Genomic DNA, 18,509 nt, shown 5'->3' on the forward strand with positions numbered 1-18,509 from the left:
CTCAGGCGATTCTGGCGCGGCTGCGGCGTTCACAGGCCCACCTTGAATTCCTTGTTCCAGAAGTCGAGCAGCGCCGGCTTGTCGGCGGTGAATTTGGCGTAGTCGAGCTTGACCATGCGATCGAGTTCGGCGTTCGTGAAGCCCACGCTCTGTTGCAGCGCCGGCGGCAGGTTGGCATTTTTCACGGTCGGCGCGTAGCCCATCGTTTCCGCAAAACCGATCTGTGCGCGCGGGTCGAGCATTGCGTTCAGATAGTTGAAACCGCACATCTTCGACTGCGAGTTTTTCGGCACGGCCGCTTCGAACGTCACCGGTACGGCACCTTCCTTCGGCACCACGTATTCGATCGGCACGCCGGCCTTCTTCCATTGCAGCGCGCGCGCTTTCCACATGCAGGTGAACCAGATGTCGCCGCTCTTGAGCGCGGACGCCACAGCTTCGTTCGACGGGTACACCTTCGGTTGCTGCGACTTGCGCAACTCGCGCAAGAACTGCATGCCACCTGCGGTATCGCCGTCCTTGTGGCCTGCCGCGAGCGAGCTGCTCACCACGTTGAAGTTGTAGAGGATGTCGGAGAAGCCGACTTTGCCCTTGAGCTTCGGATCGAGCGCGGCCATGAACGAGTCGGGCTTCGTGCCGAGCTTTTCGGGGTTGTACACGATCACCATCGCACTGAAGATGTGCGGAATCGAGTACGGACGGCGCAGCGATTCGAGCGTGTTGGCGAGGTTCGGCACGAGCTTCGCGTCGATGGGTTCGAGAATGCCCGAGCGGTTGATGTCGTACATATCGAGATCGGCCAGACAGGCGACGTCGAGCGAGCCGCGGCGCGACGCTTTTTCGGCGCGCAGCTTGGTCATGCGCGCGACCTGATCGGCCGAGTCGTACGTGACCTTGCCACCGGCCGCTTCGATGATCGGCTTGCCGATGTTCTGCTCGAGCAGATTCAGATAGTCGCCACCCCAAGTGCCGACCACCACGTTCGGGCAGGCATCGGCCGCGCGTGCCGAGAGGGCTTCGAGGCCGAGCGCCGGGGCGAGCACCAGGCCGGAGGCGGTCTTGAGAAACGTGCGGCGGTTCAGGGCGTGCGTCATGTCGTCATCCTTCCTAACGTGAGGCCGAAACAAAGGGCGGCACCGGTGCGGGACCGCGGGTAAGAAAACAGAGGGTCAGGCGTTGAACAGCAGGCAGTCGCCGGGGGCGAAACACGCCTTGAGCACCTGGCCCGGCGCATACCGCCCGGCGCTGTCGCTCGCCGTGTTCGGCACATGCGCGACCAGCATCTCGCCCTGCGGGCTCTTCAGGCGCAGCTCGAGCGTGGAGCCGAGATAGATCGTCTGATCGACGGTCACCGGCACGGCGCTTTCATTGCCGACCGGCGCATCGGTCAGGCGCAGGCGCTCCGGCCGAATGCCGAGCGTGGTGGCGTCGGGCGCAGCGTTGGCGAGGGCAAATCGCTCGCCCTTCGCGGTGACGAAGTGGCCATCGTTCATGCGGCCGGCGAGGAAATTCATCTTGCCGAGGAAGTTCGCCACGAACGGGTTGGCGGGACGCTCGTATAGGGCGTCGGCGGTGCCGATCTGCTGCACGCGGCCGTCGTGCATGACGGCGAGACGGTCGGCAATGGCGAGCGCTTCTTCCTGATCGTGGGTGACGAAAATCGTAGTCAGGCCGAGACGCTGTTGCAACGCGCGAATCTCTTCGCGCACTTCGGTGCGCAGCTTGGCGTCGAGGTTCGAGAGCGGTTCGTCGAGCAGGAAGACGTCGGGCCGGATGGCAAGCGCGCGAGCAATGGCCACGCGTTGCTGCTGTCCGCCCGAAAGCTGACGCGGGTAGCGGTCGGCCAGTTGGGTCAGCCGCACCATGTCGAGCGCTTCACGCACGCGGGTCGCGCGATCGGCGCTCGAGACGCGGCGCATCTCCAGCCCGAATGCGACGTTTTCCGCGACGGTCATGTGCGGGAAGAGCGCATAGCGTTGAAACACCATGCCCGTGTTGCGCCGGTGCGGCGGCAAGCGCGACACCTCTTTGCCGCCGATCCAGATTTCGCCGTCGGTCGGCTCCACAAACCCCGCGACCATGCGCAGCGTCGTGGTCTTGCCGCAGCCGCTCGGGCCGAGGAAGGCCACGAGTTCGCCTTCGGCAATGTCGAGCGAGAAGTCGGCCACTGCCGCCGAGTTGCCGTATTGCTTGCGCAGACCGCGCAGACAGACGTTGGCCATGTCAGATCACCTGGCTGAGTTTGACGAAGCGATCGGTGATCAGCATGACGATGCCGAGCAACACGATCTGCGCGGCAGAGACCGCCGCAATCGTCGGGTCGAGGTTGAATTCGAGGTACTGCATGATCGCGATGGGCAGCGTGGTCTTGCCCGGGCCGACGAGCGGCAGCGTGAGTTCGAGGTTCTCGAACGACACGATGAAGCTGAACAACACGGCGGCGACGATGGCCGGCCGCAACATCGGCAGCGTGACGCGCCAGAGCGTGCGCCACGGGCCTGCGCCGAGGTTGCGCGCCGCTTCTTCGATGGTGCCGTCGATCTGCGCGAGGCTCGCGCCGACGAGACGCATCGTCCACGGAATAGTGAGGCAGATGTGCGCGACGACCAGTCCGGTGAAGGTGCCGACGATATCTACATCGAAGATGTTTTCGGCGCGCAGATAGAACAGATAGGTCGCGATGCCGGCAACGATGCCGGGCACGACCAGCGGCAGCAGCAAGACGTTGCCGAGCGTGCGGCGTCCGGGAAAGCGATAACGGGCGAGTGCGAGTGAAGCGGCCACGCCGAGAATGACACCGCCGATGGCTGCGCACGCAGCAAGTTGCAGAGACAGGAGGAAGCCGTTGGCGAACGCGGCATTGCGCCACGCGTTGGCGTACCACGACAGCGTGTAGCCGCTGGGCGGGAAGGTGATGATCGCGTCTTTGAAGAAGCTCAGCCAGATCACGAAAATCAGCGGGCTGAGCATGAACAGGTAGATCAGCGTGACACCGGCGCGCACGGCCCATTTGCCGGCTGAAATGCCGCGCGGCTTGCCTGCCGGTAACCGTAGCGTGTCGCTTGGCGCACCCCCTTGCAGCGCGCCCGGCACCCCACTCTGTTCCATCGAAGTCTGCGTCATTGGCACCCTTCCCGGTATCGTGGATTCGATGCAATTTTGAATTGATCGAAACGTTGATATGCAAATTAGCATATCAAAATCGACATGCAAACCGGAAAGCTGTCAGGGTTTCAACGGAGGCGGGAGAGGTATTCAGAATGAGTTCCGCACAGCGGCATGGCGGAACGCGGGCAGGTCTGTCCTGACTCGGTCTTGACTCCGTCCTGAGTCAGTCCTGCCAGAGTTGGCGCACGGTGGCGAGCGCGCGTTGCGGTGCATCGCTGGCGGTGCAGTCGACGATATGCCGCTCGGGCATCGAGCGCAGCCATGTGAGCTGACGCTTGCACAACTGGCGCGTCGCGAAGATGCCCTTGTCGCGCATGGTGTCGTAATCGGTTTCGCCGTCGAGGTATTCCCACACCTGACGGTAGCCCACGCAACGCATCGACGGCAGGCCGGGATCGAGATCGCCGCGCGCGCGCAGACGCTCCACTTCTTCGATGAAACCGGCAGCGAGCATCACGCGAAAACGCTCGGCAATGCGCGTGTGCAACACCGCGCGATCGCTCGGTTCCAGCGCGACGGGAATGAACGTGTGTGGCGATGCTTCGGCAGGGGCCTGCGCCTGTTCGGCGAGCCATTGCGACATCGGCTTGCCCGACAGCTCGAAAATTTCGAGTGCGCGCTGAACACGCTGCGAATCGTTCGGCGCGAGTCGCGCGGCAGTGACCGGATCGACGGCGGCCAATCGCGCATGCATCGCCGGCCAGCCATCGCGTGCGGCTTCCTCATCGAGGCGGGCACGCACGTCGGCATCGGCGGACGGCAACGGCGACAAGCCTTGCGTGAGCGCCTTGTAGTAGAGCATGGTGCCGCCCACGAGCAACGGCCGGCGACCGCGCGCGGTGATCTCGTCGACCAGACGCAGTGTGTCGTTGCGAAACTGGGCTGCCGAGTAGGCGTCGCGCGGATCGATGATGTCGATCAGATGATGCGGCACGGCGGCGAGTTCGGCGGCGCTGGGTTTGGCCGTACCGATGTCCATCTCGCGATAGACGAGGGCAGAGTCGACGCTGATGATTTCGATCGGTGTGTCTTGTGCGAGCGCGAGCGCGGTAGCGGTCTTGCCGGAGGCCGTCGGGCCCAGCAGGCAGATGATCGGGGGCGGGTGATTCATGGACTTCCGGATACCTTGTCGTGCTTTGTGCTGCAACTCAACGGCCGCGCATGAACAGTTTGTCGAGGTCGCCCAGCGTGAGCTGATACCACGTGGGACGGCCGTGATTGCATTGGTCGGCGCGCTCGGTCGCTTCCATCTGGCGCAGCAGCGCGTTCATTTCCTCATGCGTCAGACGCCGGTTGGCACGCACGGCACTGTGGCAGGCCAGCGTGCCGAGCAACTCGTGCTGACGTTCGGTGAGCACACGCGAGCCGCCGTACTGACGCAGATCGGCGAGGACGGCGCGGGCCAGCGCTTGTGCGTCGGCCCCGTCGAGCAACGCGGGAATGGCGCGTACCGCGAGCGTCGTCGGCGACATCGCGGCGAGATCGAAACCGAGGGCTTTCAAGGTTTCCTGATGCTCTTCGGTCGTGCCGATTTCGACCGGGTCGGCGAAGAATGTCACCGGGATGAGCAACGGCTGCACCGGCACGACGCGCTCGATCAGCGCGTGCTTGAACTGTTCATAAAGAATGCGTTCGTGCGCGGCATGCATGTCGACCAGCACCAGCCCGTAGGCGTTCTGCGCGAGGATGTAGATGCCGTGCAGTTGGCCGAGGGCGAAGCCGAGCGGCTGTTCGAGCTGCATGGCGTCAGGCGTGGCGCCTGCCGTCATGCCGTCGGTCATTGATGCGCCAGTCGCATCCGTTGCCGTGCTGAGGGCGCCAAGCGAGCCGTATGCCGAAGCCGGAGCATCGGTGACGCCCGGTTGGCCATACGGGCGGGGTGCGGGCGGCGCGGCGCGTCCGAACAGGTTGTCGTAGACCGAGAGCGGCTGCGCGACCGGCAGCGTGCCTTGCTGCGCGCGCGGGTTCCAGTTGCTGCCTCCCGGCGTGCCGAAACCGGCGGCAGGGCGTGCGCCCATGAAGCCGAAGCCTGCGCCGTTGTTGCCATTCCCTGCCGCGAGGCCACCGCCTTCGGTGACATGCGCGGCGTGGGTTGCGCCGCCACTGCCGGCGGCGCGTGCGAGCGCACGCTGCACGGCGTGGAAGACGAACTGGTGCACGCTGCGCGCATCGCGAAAACGCACTTCGATCTTCGACGGGTGCACGTTCACGTCGACCAGTTGCGGCGGAAGTTCGAAATACAGCACGTAGGCCGGATAGCGGTCACCATGCAGCACATCTTCATAGGCGGCGCGCACGGCGTGTGTGAGCAGCTTGTCGCGCACAAAGCGGCCGTTCACGAAGAAATACTGCTGATCGGCGCGGCCACGGCTGGCCGTGGGCAGCCCCACGAAACCGGACAGGCGCAGCTCGGCCGCGCCTTCATCCAATGCGAGGTGAGCGTCGGCGAAGTCGTTGCCGAGCACACGCGAGACCCGCGTGGCGGCGTCAGACACATTCCAGTGCTCGACCGCACGGTTGTTATGCAGGATCGAGAAGCCGACATCGGGGCGCGCGAGCGCACTGCGACGGATGACATCCATGCAGTGGCCGAATTCGGTCTGCTCGGTCTTGAGGAATTTACGGCGCGCGGGGGTGTTGAAGTACAGGTCGCGCACATCGACCGTGGTGCCGACCGGCCCGGCGGCGGGCGTCAGCGCGCCGGTGTTACCGTCGATAGCCGTGGCATGGGGAGCGTCGATCTGACGGCTCGACAGCGTGAGCTGGGCCACCGAGGCGATGGACGCCAGCGCTTCACCGCGAAACCCGAGGGTGAGCACCGATTCCAGCTCGTCGAGCGTGCGAATCTTGCTGGTGGCGTGACGCGTCAGTGCCAGCGGCAGTTGCTCGGAGGACATGCCGCCGCCATCGTCGGTAATCGCGATGCGGCGCACACCGCCTTCTTCGAGCTTGATCTGGAGCGCGCGGGCACCGGCGTCGAGGGCGTTTTCGAGCAGTTCCTTGACCACCGAGGCCGGCCGTTCGACCACTTCGCCGGCGGCAATCTGGCTGATCAACTGGTCCGGGAGGACGCGGATGGCCCGCGTGGGCGCCAAGGCAGCCGGAATGGGGCCGGGCAGGCGCGCCGGGCGCTCCGCATGATCAGCGTCGGCGGCACCGTTGGCGGTGTCGTCGGGGGCACCGGCGAGGCGCTCGGCAGCGGAATTTGAGGTCGGGGTGGCAGACATGGGAACCATTATAAAGGTTGCCCTCAAAGACATAGATCGGTCTGTGTTTCAGCCTGCAATACCTAACTTGACGCTAATAAAAGCCCTATATAGTGCAGTCATAGGAAGGTCGGGGCAGGGCCCGGTGTGGCTGAAGGGAACCGACAGCCGGTGAACGGGCGATTTTTCCCGCCGCCGGCACTTAACGACGCCCGATGAATGCGCTGGTATGATGCGATTCGTCGTATGCCCGTGGGGACGGGCCGGCGTCCTTTATCTTGAGGAATCGTCTTGGATACTTTGGTGCAGTTGTTGGAGATGGTGCTCCACATCGATAAGCATTTGGGTGTGTTTATCGATCAGTACGGAAACTGGGTCTATCTGTTCCTGTTCCTGATCGTGTTTGTCGAGACCGGGCTGGTGCTGTTCCCGTTCCTGCCGGGCGATTCCCTGCTGTTCATCGGCGGCGCGTTTGCCGCGACGGGTGCCATGGACCCGTGGTTGCTCGGCGTGCTGCTCTTTATTGCAGCGATTACCGGCAATACGCTTAATTACTGGATCGGCTCGAAGATCGGGCCGCGCGTGTACGAGAAGAACTGGCGTTTTCTCGATCGCGACGCGCTGCGCAAGACGCACGATTTCTACGAACACCACGGCGGCAAGACCATCGTGATGGCGCGTTTCGTGCCGGTAGTGCGCACGTTCGCCCCGTTCGTGGCAGGCGTGTCGGCCATGCCGTGGGCACGCTTCCAGCTCTATAACGTGCTGGGCGCGGCGATCTGGGTGGTGCTGCTCGTGGGCGGTGGCTACGTGTTCGGCAACCTGCCGATCGTCAAGCAATACCTGAACGTGATCGTGCTGGTGGGCATCAGCGCGGCCGTGGTGCCGATCGCACTGGGCGCACTGTGGAAGATGTTCACGCGCGGCCGTCGCCGCGTGCCGCAAAGCCAAGGCGAGTGATCGCCTGATGGCGCGGTGGCGGGGCGATAGTCCTCGCCCGCCAAGGTTCAGAGAAGCTTCAGACAAGAAAATGGCGCGTCCGATTGGGCGCGCCATTTTTGTTTGCCATGCCGGTCTTCGGAGGCAGGAGACCGGAGACCGGCAACCGTCGATATCAGGCCGTGCGGTTCTTCGCCAGCGGCGGGTTCTTCGCGAAATACGCCTTGATGCCGGTGAGCAGCGCGTTGGCCAGCTTCTCCTGATACGCCGGGTCGTTGAGCCGCTGTTCTTCATCGGGATTGCTGATGAAGGCGGTCTCGACCAGCACCGAGGGGATGTCCGGGGCTTTGAGTACGGCAAACGACGCTTGTTCGACGCGGCCGCTGTGCAAGCGGTTCAGGCCGCCAATCTGCTTGAGCAGGGCATCGCCAAACACCTTGCTGTCGCGAATCTGCGCCGTGGTCGACATGTCGAGCAACGCGTGCGCCACCGTGCGGTCGTTGGTCTTGATGTTCACGCCGCCGATCAGGTCGGACGCGTTCTGAGTCTTTTCGAGCAGGCGCGCCGTGGCACTGGTGGCACCACGCTCGGACAGCGCAAACACCGACGAGCCGTTGGCCGCGGGTGAGGTGAACGCGTCGGCGTGAATCGACATGAACAGGTCGGCATCCACGCGGCGGGCCTTCTGCACGCGCACGCCGAGCGGCACGAAGAAGTCGGCATCGCGGGTCATCATCGCGCGCATATTGGGCTGCGCATCGATCTTGTCGCGCAGGCGCTTGGCGATCTGCAACACCACATGCTTCTCGTACGAGCCCTTGCTGCCGATGGCGCCCGGGTCTTCTCCGCCGTGGCCGGGGTCGAGGGCGATGGTGAGCAGCCGGGCCGTTTTCGGGCCGCGCGAGGGCGGCGGTGCGATGGACAGACCGTCGTCATCGTCGTCGTTACGCTGCGCGAGCGGCGGGGTCTTCTCCGGGGCCGGGCGGGGCGGGCGCGTCGACGAGGACGGCGTGGGCGGGCGTGACGGGGCGGCATTGCCCGCATCGCGCTGGGCATATTGCTGGAAGAACGCCTCGCTCTCTTCGCTGCTCGGCGTGCCGCCCGAGGACGGCGCCGGACCCTGCTGCGCGAGCGCTTCGGCCTTGCGGCCGGACTTCGCGAGCAACTCCATGAGCGGATCGGGTTCCACCGCCGGATACAGATCGAACACCGTGCGGTACTTGTAGCCCGCGACCGGCGGCAGCGTGAACGACTGCGGTTTCACGCCGGCCTTCAGGTCGAAGACCATGCGCACCACGCCGGGCTTGAACTGCCCCACGCGCACTTGTGCGATTTGCGGGTCGTTCGGCTGAATCTTGGCGACGAGATCGCGCAGCGTCGGGCTCAGATCCACTTCATCGAGATCGATGACGAAGCGGTTCGGACTCTCCATCAACTGCTGCTGGAACTTGACCGGGTTGTCGGTCTCGAGCGTCACGCGTGTGTAGTCTTTCGCAGGCCACACGCGCACCGCGACGATGGCGTTGGCAAAAGCGAAACGGGGGCCGGTGAGGGCGAGGATCAGCGTCGATGCGCCGGCGCGCAATGCGCGGCGGCGGCCGGCATTGGGCGAGGAGGCGTCGTCGGTACGGGCGAAGCGTTTGATCAGCATGAGTTCAGGCAAGCCAGACCGGCCGGCGTGTAGGCGCTCGTCGTGAGACGTCGGCCATCGCCAACTGGTTCCAGCCAAAGGCGTAAATCGGGGGTGCCCAGCAGACCGCCGGCCTTCTCGGGCCATTCGACCAGACACAGGGCGTCGCCGGCAAAATGCTCGCGAAAGCCCGTGTCGTGCCATTCGGCCGGATCGGCAAAGCGGTACAGGTCGAAATGATAGACCGGCAATACACCCTGCGGCGTGTCGATGTTGTACGGTTCACACAGCGCATACGTCGGGCTTTTGACGCGGCCGTGGTGGCCCAGCGCGCGCAGTACCGCACGCACCAGCGTGGTCTTGCCGGCACCGAGATCGCCCGAGAGCTGCACGTGCAGGCCCGCATGGGCGGCGTCGGTGTGGGCCATGCGCGAGACGATGGCGTGCGCGAGTGCCGCTGCGAAGGCTTCGGTGGCAGCTTCGTCGGGAAGCGCAAAAATGCGCTCGCCCAGTGGCGCGGACGCTGTGTGTTCGGGCATTGCGTAAAATAGAGTCGATGAAAGCTTCCGTGATTTTCCCCGCTCCCGCCGCACAAGTCGAGCCATCGGCACTGCCGGATGGGCCCGAAGTGTCGCCCTCGCGCGACAATACGGCGATTGTTTCGCTCAGTGCAGCGCAACTGTCGACGCTCGCGGGTCAAATTCGCACGTGGGCGCATGAACTCGGCTTCGGCGAAGTCGGCATCACGGACACCGATCTCTCGCACGCCGAACCGGGTTTGCAGCAATGGCTCGACGACGGCTGTCACGGCGATATGGACTACATGGCCGCGCACGGCATGAAGCGGGCCCGCCCCGCCGAACTCGTGCCCGGCACGGTGCGCGTGATCAGCGCGCGCATGAATTATCTTCCCCAAGACACCGACATGGCCACATGGCGCGCGCACGAAGCGGCGCGTCAGCACATGCCGGGCGAGGCGGTGGTGTCGATCTATGCACGCGGCCGTGACTATCACAAGGTGATGCGCAACCGCTTGCAGCAACTTGCCGACCGGGTTTCGCAGGCGATCGGGCCGTTCGGGTATCGCGTGTTCACCGATTCGGCACCGGTGCTGGAAGTGGAACTCGCGCAGAAGGCCGGTCTCGGCTGGCGCGGCAAGCACACTCTGCTGCTCTCGCGCGACGCGGGATCGTTGTTCTTTCTCGGCGAAATTTTCGTGGATGTGCCGTTGCCTGTCGAGGCAGAGGTGGGCGCCTCGCGCGGCGAGCACTGCGGCCAGTGCCAGCGATGCCGCGATGTGTGTCCGACCGGGGCGATCACCGAGGCCTATCGTGTGGATGCGCGGCTGTGCGTGTCGTATCTGACGATCGAACATAAGGGGGCGATTCCCGAACCGTTGCGCGCCAAGATGGGCAATCGCATCTACGGCTGCGACGATTGTCAGCTTTTCTGTCCGTGGAACAAGTTTGCGCAGCCTTCGCCGTTGCCCGATTTCGATCCGCGCAACGGTCTCGATCGTGCGTCGTTGGTGGAATTGTTCGCGTGGACCGAAGACGAGTTCCTCGCGCGGCTGCAAGGCAGCCCGATTCGCCGCATCGGCCACGAGCGATGGCTGCGCAATCTGGCGGTCGGTCTGGGGAATGCGCTGCGTGAGGTCAGTGCACCGGGGGCGCAGAGTGAGAATGCGAACGAGAGCGCGTGCAAGCCGCTGCGCGATGCACTCACGGCGCGCATGGATCACCCCTCTGCGCTGGTGCGCGAACATGTGCAATGGGCACTGGCTCAGGAAGGAGCGACGCTTTGACGACGCGCGCTAAAAAGACACCGGCGGCTGTGGTCGACCCTGCCGTCGATTTCGATGATGACGAGCCGTTCGAGCAGGCGGTCATCGGCGATCTGGACGAGACGGCCGACGCCGGCATGCACGCGGACGAAGCGCTCGAATTCGACGCGCAGGGGGCCGCCTATGTGCGCAGCGCCACGCTCATCGACCAGTTCTGCGACACGATCTGGCTCGAAGACGGGCTCTCGCGCAATACGCTCGACGCTTACCGGCGCGATATGCGGCTGTTCGCCGAATGGCTCTCAGCCAAGCACGACATGGCGCTCGATGGCGTCGACGAGGCGGCGCTGTCGGCGTATCTCGCCTGGCGTCGCGAGAGTCTGGCCAGTAGCGTGAATCGCCGGTTGTCGGTGTTCAAGCGTTTCTATCACTGGGCGCTGCGCGAGCACATCGTGCATGTGGACCCGTGCCTGCGCATTGCCTCGGCGAAACGCGCACAGCGCTTGCCGTCGACGTTATCCGAAGCGCAGGTCGAAGCGCTGCTGGGTGCCCCGGATCTGACGCAGCCGCTCGGCTTGCGCGACCGTGCGATGTTGGAACTGATGTACGCGAGTGGCTTGCGGGTGTCGGAGCTGGTCGCGCTCAAGACCATTGAAGTGGGTCTTAACGAGGGTGTGCTGCGCATTTTCGGCAAAGGGGCGAAGGAGCGGCTGGTGCCGTTCGGCGACGAGGCCAGCGGGTGGCTGACACGTTATCTGGCGGAGAGCCGCGGCGTGCTGCTCGCGGGCCGTGCCTGCGACACGTTGTTCGTCACCCAGCGCGGCGATGGCATGACGCGGCAGGCCTTCTGGTATCTGATCAAGCGCTACGCCCAGCTTGCGGATATTCACGCACCGCTCTCGCCGCACACGCTGCGGCACGCGTTCGCCACGCATCTGATCAACCACGGTGCTGATCTGCGCGTGGTGCAATTGCTGCTCGGGCACGCGGATATCTCCACCACGCAGATCTACACGCACGTGGCGCGCGAGCGATTGAAGTCGCTGCACGCGCAACATCATCCGCGCGGGTAAGCGAATTCATTTGGCCAGCGCCGCCTACAGCAGCGCCTTGAGCTTGTGTTTGAGCACCTTGCCGGTCGACGCGGCGGGCAGGGCATCGAGCACGCGAATCTCTGCCGGGCGTTTGTACGGTGCCAGCCGCTCGGCAGCCCATGCGGCGAGCGCCGCCACATCGATGACGTGTCCCGGGCGCGCTTCCACGAACGCGATCACCTGCTCGTTGCCATCTTCCTCACGTCCCAGCACGGCCGCTTGCAGGACATCGGCGTGACTGGCGAGCGCTTGTTCCACTTCGATCGGGTACACGTTGAAACCGGAGTGGATGATCAGCTCCTTCGCACGTCCCGCGAGAAAGAGCGCGCCGTCGGCTTCGCGTCGTGCCAGATCGCCCGTGCGAAGCCAGCCGTCCGGGGTAATGGCGGCGGCCGTGAGTTCCGGTGCGCGGTAGTAGCCAAGCATGACGTTCGGGCCGCGCACCCAGAGTTCGCCGACTTCGTCGTCGGGTAAATCGTGTCCTTCCCGGCTGACGATGCGCACGGAGACCCCGGGAATCGCGGGCCCGACGGCACAGTCGTCGCGTGGGGCGTCGAGCAGTGTCTGCGACACCGTCGGGCTGCTCTCCGTCAACCCGTAACCGTTATGAATCGGCAGGCCATAGAACGCTTCGACACGCGCCTTGAGTGCGGCATCGAGAGGCGAGCCGCCCGAGTACACGAAGCGCAGGCGCGGGGCCACGAGCGGGGTGCCCTGACTAGCCACATGAGCTATCAGGCGTGCGTGCATGGCGGGCACACCCTGCAATATCGTCAGGCCGTCGTGGGCCAGTGAGTCGAGCACCGCTTCAGGGGTAAAGCGCGCCGCCAGCCGCAGGGTGCCGCCGGCATACAACGTGCCCAGACACACCGACGTCAGACCGTAGACATGCGAGATGGGCAGCACGGCGTAGGCCACGTCGTCGGCACCGACGCGCCGCAACGTGCTTGAAATCGCCGCGATAAACAACAGATTGCGATGCGAGAGACGCACGCCTTTCGGCGTACCCGTCGTGCCCGTGGTGTAGATGAGCGCGCCGCACTGCGCTGCCGGGTCGGTCTGCACCGGTTCGGCCGCGCTTTGCGGGTCGGCGTCGGTGGCGGCCAGCGCCCCCAGTGCGAGATCGGTCCAGACGATGGCCGCGCCTTGGCTGCGCGCATGAGCGGCCGCATCGGGGGAGGCGTCGATGGTGAAGATTGCGCAGCGCGGGCGCGCGTGATCGCGAATGACGGCCAGTTCGGTAGCCGACAACCGCGCGTTGCAGAGCAGCGGCCAGGCATCGAGCGCCGCCACGGCGAGCAGCAGCACGACGTAGGCAATGCCGTTCTCGCCGACGATCATCACGCGATCGCCACCGCGCACACCGTGGTCGCGCAGATGCGCGGCACACGTGGCGACGGCGTGCGTCAGTTCACCATAGGTCAGCCGGCGGAAGTCGTCGATGAGGGCAATGCGTGCAGGCGTTTGCGCCGCAATGCGGGCGGGCAGGGCGTCGATGCGCGGCGGCAGGTTTGCCAGCCATTGGGCGGCCAGCGCATCCTGTTGCGAGGTGTCGGGGGTAGCGGCCATGGCCGCATTGTAATGCCCGCGCATGACGGCGACACAGCAGGGGCGTTTCATTACAATAGGCGCCCATGAGCAAGACCAAACACGTCTCGGAAACGCCGGCCACGCAGTTTCTGAAGCAAAAGAAAGTGGCCTTTACCGAACACGTCTACGAGTACGTCGAGCACGGCGGCACCGGTGAGTCTGCGCGTCAGTTGGGCGTGGACGAGCACGCGGTCATCAAGACCCTCGTCATGGAAGACGAAAAGGCGCGCCCGTTGATCGTGCTGATGCACGGCGACCGCACTGTCTCGACGAAGAATCTCGCGCGCCAGATCGGCGCCAAGCGGGTCGACCCCTGCAAGCCCGACGTGGCGCAGCGGCATTCGGGCTATATGGTGGGCGGCACGTCGCCGTTCGGCACGAAGCGCGCGATGGTGGTGTACGTGGAGGCATCGGCGCTCGACTTGCCGCAGATCTACATCAACGGCGGGCGGCGCGGTTATCTCATCGGCATTGCCCCGCAGGTGCTGCTCAACACGCTGGCAGCCAAACCGGTGTCGTGCGCGCTGGCGGACGACTGAGCGCCAGCCACCGTCGGCCACCGACGCGCCGGGACTTCGCGCAACCCCGTGTTTGCCAGAATGGGGCGGCAGGGCGTCTCAAGTAGAATGGCGCCCATTACAAATCTTCCTCACGCTAGAAGTTCATGGCCACTCTGGTTTTTATCGTCCTCGCGTACCTGATCGGCTCGGTGCCGTTTGCGGTGATCGTCAGCCGCACGATGGGTCTCGCCGACCCGCGTAGTTACGGCTCAGGCAACCCGGGCGCGACCAACGTGCTGCGCTCGGGCAACAAGAAGGCCGCCGTGCTCACGCTGCTCGGCGACGCGCTCAAGGGCTGGCTCGCCGTGTACCTCGCCGAGCGTTTTGCCGACGCCTGGGGCGTCGGCGACTTCGGTCTGGCGGCGGTCGCGCTGGCCGTGTTCATTGGCCACCTCTACCCGGTGTTCCTGAGCTTCAAGGGCGGCAAGGGCGTGGCAACTGCTGCTGGCGTGCTGTTCGCGATCGACCCGATTCTCGGGCTGGCCGTGGCCGCCACGTGGCTCATCATTGCCGTTTTCTTCCGGTATTCGTCGCTGGCGGCGCTGGTCGCGGCCGTGTTCGCGCCGCTGTACTACGTGTTCATGTTCGGCTTGGGGCCGTATGCACCCGCCGTCGTCGTCATGGCGATTCTGCTGATCTATCGCCATCGCGCGAATATCGCCAAGCTCATCGCGGGCAAGGAAAGCCGTATCGGCAGCAAGAAGAAGTAACAACAACATCAATGGCAATAAAAAAAACCCGCAGCGAGCACTGCGGGTTTTTTATTGGCTGAAACAACAACGCTCAGTCGCGGAAGTTGTTGAAGTCGAGCGGGGTGTCGGTCACGTCCTTGCGCAGCAGCGCCATGGCGCTTTGCAGATCGTCGCGCTTGGCACCGGCGATGCGCACGCTGTCGCCCTGAATGCTCGCCTGCACCTTCATCTTGCTGTCCTTGATCAGGCGCACGATCTTCTTGGCCAGATCGCCTTCCACGCCCTTCTTCACCTTGACGACCTGCTTGACTCTGTCGCCGCTGACCTTCTCGACCTTGCCGTAGTCGAGAAAGCGCACGTCGACGTTACGCTTGGCCATCTTGGCGATGAGCACCTGCGTGACCTGTTCGAGCTTGAAGTTGTCGTCGGCGAACAGGGTGATCTCCTGCTCCTTGTGCTCGACACGCGAGTCCGACCCCTTGAAGTCGAAACGCGTCGAGATTTCCTTGTTGGCCTGCTCGATGGCGTTCTTGACCTCTACCATGTTGGCTTCGCTAACCACGTCAAACGATGGCATCTGGCTCTCCTGAAATACAAAGGGTTCGTGAAAGGGACGGCTGGCCCCGCGTGCGGCGCCATTGAGGCGCCTGCGCCGTGGGGCGGCCAGTCCCGGCAATCCGGACAATCCGCACAATCCGGGCAATCAGCGGTACTGCGCGGCATGGCCGGTATAATGCGCAAAATTCTTTCGCCCGACATTGTAATTCAGGCGTCCGTTCTGCATCCATCCCGCAATCATTTGCGGGGCCGCCCGGCCGCTGAATCACATCACCACTCTTCATGCTCCAGTTGCAACGCGACGTCAGCCTGCGCGAATTCAATACCTTCGGTCTGCCTGCCGCAGCCCGCTACTTCGTCACGATCGACAGCGAAGCGGCGCTGGTGGCCGCCCTCGCCATGCCTGAACTGGCGGGCTTGCCGCGTCTGGTGCTCGGCGGCGGCAGCAATGTCGTGCTGACCCGCGACTTCGACGGCGTGGTGCTGAAGATGGCGATTCGCGCCCGTGAACGGCTGGCCGACGATGCCGATGCGAGCTATGTGCGTGGCGGCGCGGGCGAGGTCTGGCACGACTTTGTCGGCTGGACGCTTGCGCAAGGGTGCCCGGGGCTCGAAAACCTCGCGCTGATTCCCGGCACGCTCGGCGCCGCGCCTATCCAGAACATTGGTGCTTACGGGCTCGAACTCGCCGAGCGTTTCGCCTCGTTGCGCGCGCTCGACACGTCGACCGGTGAATTCGTCACGCTGGATCGCGAGGCGTGTGCTTTCGGCTATCGCGACTCGTTGTTCAAACGCGAACCCGGACGCTACATCATCGTGTCGGTGACGCTGCGCCTGCCGCGCCCGTGGCAGGCGGTGACCGGCTATGCGGACGTGTCGCGCACGTTCGCAGATGCGGGTGTCGAGGCCCCCAGCGCGGTGCAGATATTCGAAGCGGTGGCCGATATTCGCCGCCGCAAGCTGCCCGATCCGCTGGAACTCGGCAACGCGGGCAGTTTCTTCAAGAATCCGGTGGTCGATGCGCAGACGTTTGCCTCGCTGCGCGAGCGCTTTGCGGAGATCGTCGGCTATGCACAGCCCGACGGCACGTGGAAGGTCGCCGCCGGCTGGTTGATCGATCAGTGCGGTTGGCGCGGCAAGTCGCTCGATACCGCGCCGGCGGCGGCAGTACACGAGCGGCAGGCGCTCGTGCTGGTCAATCGCGGCGGCGCGAGCGGGGCCGATATCGTCGCGCTCGCGAAGGCCGTGCAGGCCAGCGTGCACGCGCGCTTCGGCATCACGCTCGAACCCGAACCGCTCATGCTTTGATCGACGTGGCGTCCGGCAGCCGCTGGAGATAGTCGCGTCGCAAGTCCACCGTAGAGCGCACCCCCACGTCGTTGAAATGCTCGTCGAGCCAACGGGCGGCCGCCTCGCGTCCGCGATCGCGCAGTGTCGTCAGAAAGTGCCAGTCGGTCACGAATTTGGTCGACGACGACAAGTCGTACAGCTCCTTGTCGGCACGAATCGAGTGAATCAACGGGTACTTCAGACGCTTGCGGAATTCCGGCTTGAGCCAACCTTCGTCGAGCAACTTGTGCACGAACGAAATCGCACGGAATTCGCGCTGCAACGACGCATTGAAGGTGATCTCGTTCACGCGGTTCATGATCTGTCCCGGTAGCACAGGCTTCTCTTTGCGCTCGATCGGGTTGATGTGCACGATCAGAATGTCGCTCGTGAGCGTTTCGTAATAGAACGGGTAGAGCGGCGGGTTGCCGAGATAGCCGCCGTCCCAGTAAAAGTCGTCATCGATCTTCACCGGTTTGAAGAGCCACGGCAGGCAGGCCGATGCCATCGCGACATCTAGCGTGATTTCATGCGTGCGGAAGATGCGGATGTTGCCCGTGCGGATATTCGTCGCCGAAACGAACAGGCGCGTGGCCGTGCTCTCGCGCAGACGCTCGAAGTCGACCTGCGCTTCGAGCACCGTGCGCAGCGGGTTGATTTCGGCCGTGGGCTGCGCAAACGGCATCATCCACTGCTGCATGCTCTGCATCCAGTCGTGCCACACCGGGTATTCGGTCGGGCGGCCGTTGAGCCAACTGAAGACGGTTTGCGCCCACGCCGTGGCCGATGAGCCGGCCTGCGATACCCCTAGCCAGAAGCTGTGCAGCGATTCACGGGCTTTTTCGCGTGGGTCGACGCCCGGCCGGTCCAGCAGGCCATGCGCCAGTACCAGCGCGTTCATGGTGCCGGCGGATGCGCCGCTGATGCCCTCGAACTCGAGACGTCCGTCTTCGAGCAATTTGTCGAGTACGCCCCACGTATAAGCGCCGTGCGCGCCCCCGCCTTGCAGGCCGAGATCGATGCCTTTACGTTTGGCACTGCCGCGACGGCTGCGTGACGGACGCGTGGCGCTCGCCTTGGTGCCTTTGGGCGTGCTGGCTTCGGTGCCTTTGGCGTCGAGCGTGTCGGGGGTGTCTGGGGATTCTGCCGCGTCGCGCTTGCGCGAGCGGGTGCGGGCTTTGACGGGTTCAGCGGTCTTGGCTGTCTTGCCGGATTTCGCGGGGGCGGTCAGACCGTCGGGCGGCAGCAGCGGGACGTCGCTGGGTTCGAGATCCGAAGCGGTGCCATTCGCATGCGCGGTGGCGGTGTCGGACAGACTGGCGTGGCCCGAAGGGGCTGTGGAGGGAGGGTTGCCGGCAGCATCGTCGGCAGGATTGTCGCCAGAATCGTCGGCAAATTCGGGGGGCAGACGCGACATAGTGTGTAGCGGCGCCGGGCCGCGCTGAACCGGCCTAGAGGGCAACCGCGCGAATCAATCCGTGCGGTTGCGATGCTGGCCGGCGATTAGCCGTAGTGGCAAACGTAATCGAGCGTCTCGACGACCTCGATATCGAACTTGCTGTTGCCCGGCACGGAGAACTGCTCACCGGCGGCATATTCCTGCCACTCGGTCTGACCGGCCAGACGAATGCGGCAACGGCCGCCTGTCACTTCCATGATTTCCGGGGCATCGGTGCCGAACGCCAGCGTGGCGGGGAAAATCACGCCAAGCGTCTTGCGCGTGCCGTCCGGGAACAGCACGGTGTGCGAGACGCACTTGCCGTCGAAATAAGTATTAGCGCGCTTGATTACGGAAACGTTGTCGAACTGCGTTGCGTTTTGCGTCATGACCGGATGCGGTTTGATTCGGAAGTCGGAAGTCCTGCTGCCCGGCGTCGGCGCTAACCAACACATCAGGCGGGCAGGGGTGAATTCATGCTAGCACGTTTCGAGCGTCGACCCGGCTGACATTTGTGCAGTG

Annotated in this window: 17 protein-coding genes; 6 read left to right on the top strand and 11 right to left on the bottom strand. The window is 64.4% G+C overall.

Annotated features, from left to right (window positions below; all coding sequences use genetic code 11):
- Positions 1-29 precede the first annotated feature (29 nt).
- The 5 genes from CDV44_RS25000 to mutL all read right to left on the bottom strand — a co-directional run bounded on the left by CDV44_RS25000 (position 30) and on the right by mutL (position 6,395).
- Complete coding sequence (locus tag CDV44_RS25000) at positions 30-1,094, bottom strand: extracellular solute-binding protein (RefSeq protein ID WP_087691350.1); 1,065 nt, start codon at positions 1,092-1,094, stop codon at positions 30-32.
- 75 nt (positions 1,095-1,169) lie between these two features.
- Complete coding sequence (locus CDV44_RS25005; protein ID WP_087691351.1) at positions 1,170-2,222, bottom strand: ABC transporter ATP-binding protein; 1,053 nt, start codon at positions 2,220-2,222, stop codon at positions 1,170-1,172.
- 1 nt (position 2,223) lies between these two features.
- On the bottom strand, positions 2,224-3,123 hold the full coding sequence (locus CDV44_RS25010; RefSeq protein WP_087691352.1) for an ABC transporter permease: 900 nt from the start codon (positions 3,121-3,123) through the stop codon (positions 2,224-2,226).
- 208 nt (positions 3,124-3,331) lie between these two features.
- Positions 3,332-4,279, bottom strand: coding sequence for a tRNA (adenosine(37)-N6)-dimethylallyltransferase MiaA (gene miaA, locus CDV44_RS25015; RefSeq protein WP_087691353.1), 948 nt, complete (start codon positions 4,277-4,279; stop codon positions 3,332-3,334).
- Between the two features lie 37 nt (positions 4,280-4,316).
- On the bottom strand, positions 4,317-6,395 hold the full coding sequence (mutL, locus tag CDV44_RS25020) for a DNA mismatch repair endonuclease MutL (RefSeq protein WP_249277708.1): 2,079 nt from the start codon (positions 6,393-6,395) through the stop codon (positions 4,317-4,319).
- A 270-nt stretch (positions 6,396-6,665) separates the two neighbouring features.
- Between mutL and CDV44_RS25025 the strand changes: the two genes are divergently transcribed.
- Positions 6,666-7,334 carry a VTT domain-containing protein gene (locus CDV44_RS25025; protein ID WP_058375839.1) on the top strand — a complete coding sequence of 223 codons (669 nt, stop codon included), beginning with the start codon at positions 6,666-6,668 and terminating at the stop codon, positions 7,332-7,334.
- A gap of 154 nt (positions 7,335-7,488) precedes the next feature.
- On the opposite strand, the gene CDV44_RS25030 is transcribed toward CDV44_RS25025, so the two are convergent.
- Positions 7,489-8,976, bottom strand: a complete 1,488-nt coding sequence (locus CDV44_RS25030; RefSeq protein WP_087691354.1) for an N-acetylmuramoyl-L-alanine amidase — start codon at positions 8,974-8,976, stop codon at positions 7,489-7,491.
- Entirely contained in the window at positions 8,958-9,482 is a 525-nt protein-coding gene (gene tsaE, locus CDV44_RS25035; protein WP_087691355.1) for a tRNA (adenosine(37)-N6)-threonylcarbamoyltransferase complex ATPase subunit type 1 TsaE, read from the bottom strand. Before tsaE ends, CDV44_RS25030 begins: the two co-directional genes overlap by 19 nt.
- A gap of 17 nt (positions 9,483-9,499) precedes the next feature.
- On the opposite strand from tsaE, the gene queG reads away from it, so the two are divergent.
- Entirely contained in the window at positions 9,500-10,747 is a 1,248-nt protein-coding gene (gene queG, locus CDV44_RS25040; RefSeq protein ID WP_087691356.1) for a tRNA epoxyqueuosine(34) reductase QueG, read from the top strand.
- A gap of 116 nt (positions 10,748-10,863) precedes the next feature.
- Positions 10,864-11,799: a site-specific tyrosine recombinase XerD gene (gene xerD / locus CDV44_RS25045; RefSeq protein ID WP_087691528.1), complete on the top strand. Its 936-nt coding sequence runs from the start codon at positions 10,864-10,866 to the stop codon at positions 11,797-11,799.
- A gap of 24 nt (positions 11,800-11,823) precedes the next feature.
- On the opposite strand, the gene CDV44_RS25050 is transcribed toward xerD, so the two are convergent.
- Positions 11,824-13,389 (bottom strand): class I adenylate-forming enzyme family protein, encoded by a 1,566-nt coding sequence (locus CDV44_RS25050; protein WP_087691529.1) that lies wholly within the window; start codon positions 13,387-13,389, stop codon positions 11,824-11,826.
- A gap of 65 nt (positions 13,390-13,454) precedes the next feature.
- On the opposite strand from CDV44_RS25050, the gene ybaK reads away from it, so the two are divergent.
- Together ybaK and plsY are read left to right on the top strand one after the other, a co-directional pair.
- A complete protein-coding gene (gene ybaK, locus CDV44_RS25055) occupies positions 13,455-13,949 on the top strand; it encodes a Cys-tRNA(Pro) deacylase (protein ID WP_087691357.1) in 495 nt (164 codons plus the stop codon).
- A 125-nt stretch (positions 13,950-14,074) separates the two neighbouring features.
- Complete coding sequence (plsY, locus tag CDV44_RS25060; RefSeq protein WP_087691358.1) at positions 14,075-14,680, top strand: glycerol-3-phosphate 1-O-acyltransferase PlsY; 606 nt, start codon at positions 14,075-14,077, stop codon at positions 14,678-14,680.
- A gap of 73 nt (positions 14,681-14,753) precedes the next feature.
- Here the strand turns inward: plsY and CDV44_RS25065 are convergent, their stop codons facing one another.
- Complete coding sequence (locus tag CDV44_RS25065) at positions 14,754-15,239, bottom strand: YajQ family cyclic di-GMP-binding protein (protein WP_058375834.1); 486 nt, start codon at positions 15,237-15,239, stop codon at positions 14,754-14,756.
- Between the two features lie 263 nt (positions 15,240-15,502).
- Between CDV44_RS25065 and murB the strand changes: the two genes are divergently transcribed.
- Positions 15,503-16,528, top strand: a complete 1,026-nt coding sequence (murB, locus tag CDV44_RS25070; protein WP_087691359.1) for a UDP-N-acetylmuramate dehydrogenase — start codon at positions 15,503-15,505, stop codon at positions 16,526-16,528.
- Here the strand turns inward: murB and CDV44_RS25075 are convergent.
- Complete coding sequence (locus tag CDV44_RS25075; protein WP_141118807.1) at positions 16,518-17,966, bottom strand: patatin-like phospholipase family protein; 1,449 nt, start codon at positions 17,964-17,966, stop codon at positions 16,518-16,520. The genes murB and CDV44_RS25075 overlap by 11 nt on opposite strands.
- 86 nt (positions 17,967-18,052) lie before the next feature.
- Positions 18,053-18,376 (bottom strand): pyrimidine/purine nucleoside phosphorylase, encoded by a 324-nt coding sequence (locus CDV44_RS25080; protein ID WP_058375832.1) that lies wholly within the window; start codon positions 18,374-18,376, stop codon positions 18,053-18,055.
- Positions 18,377-18,509 lie beyond the last annotated feature (133 nt).

Source organism: Pandoraea sp. PE-S2R-1 (assembly GCF_002179865.1).
Lineage (GTDB): Bacteria > Pseudomonadota > Gammaproteobacteria > Burkholderiales > Burkholderiaceae > Pandoraea.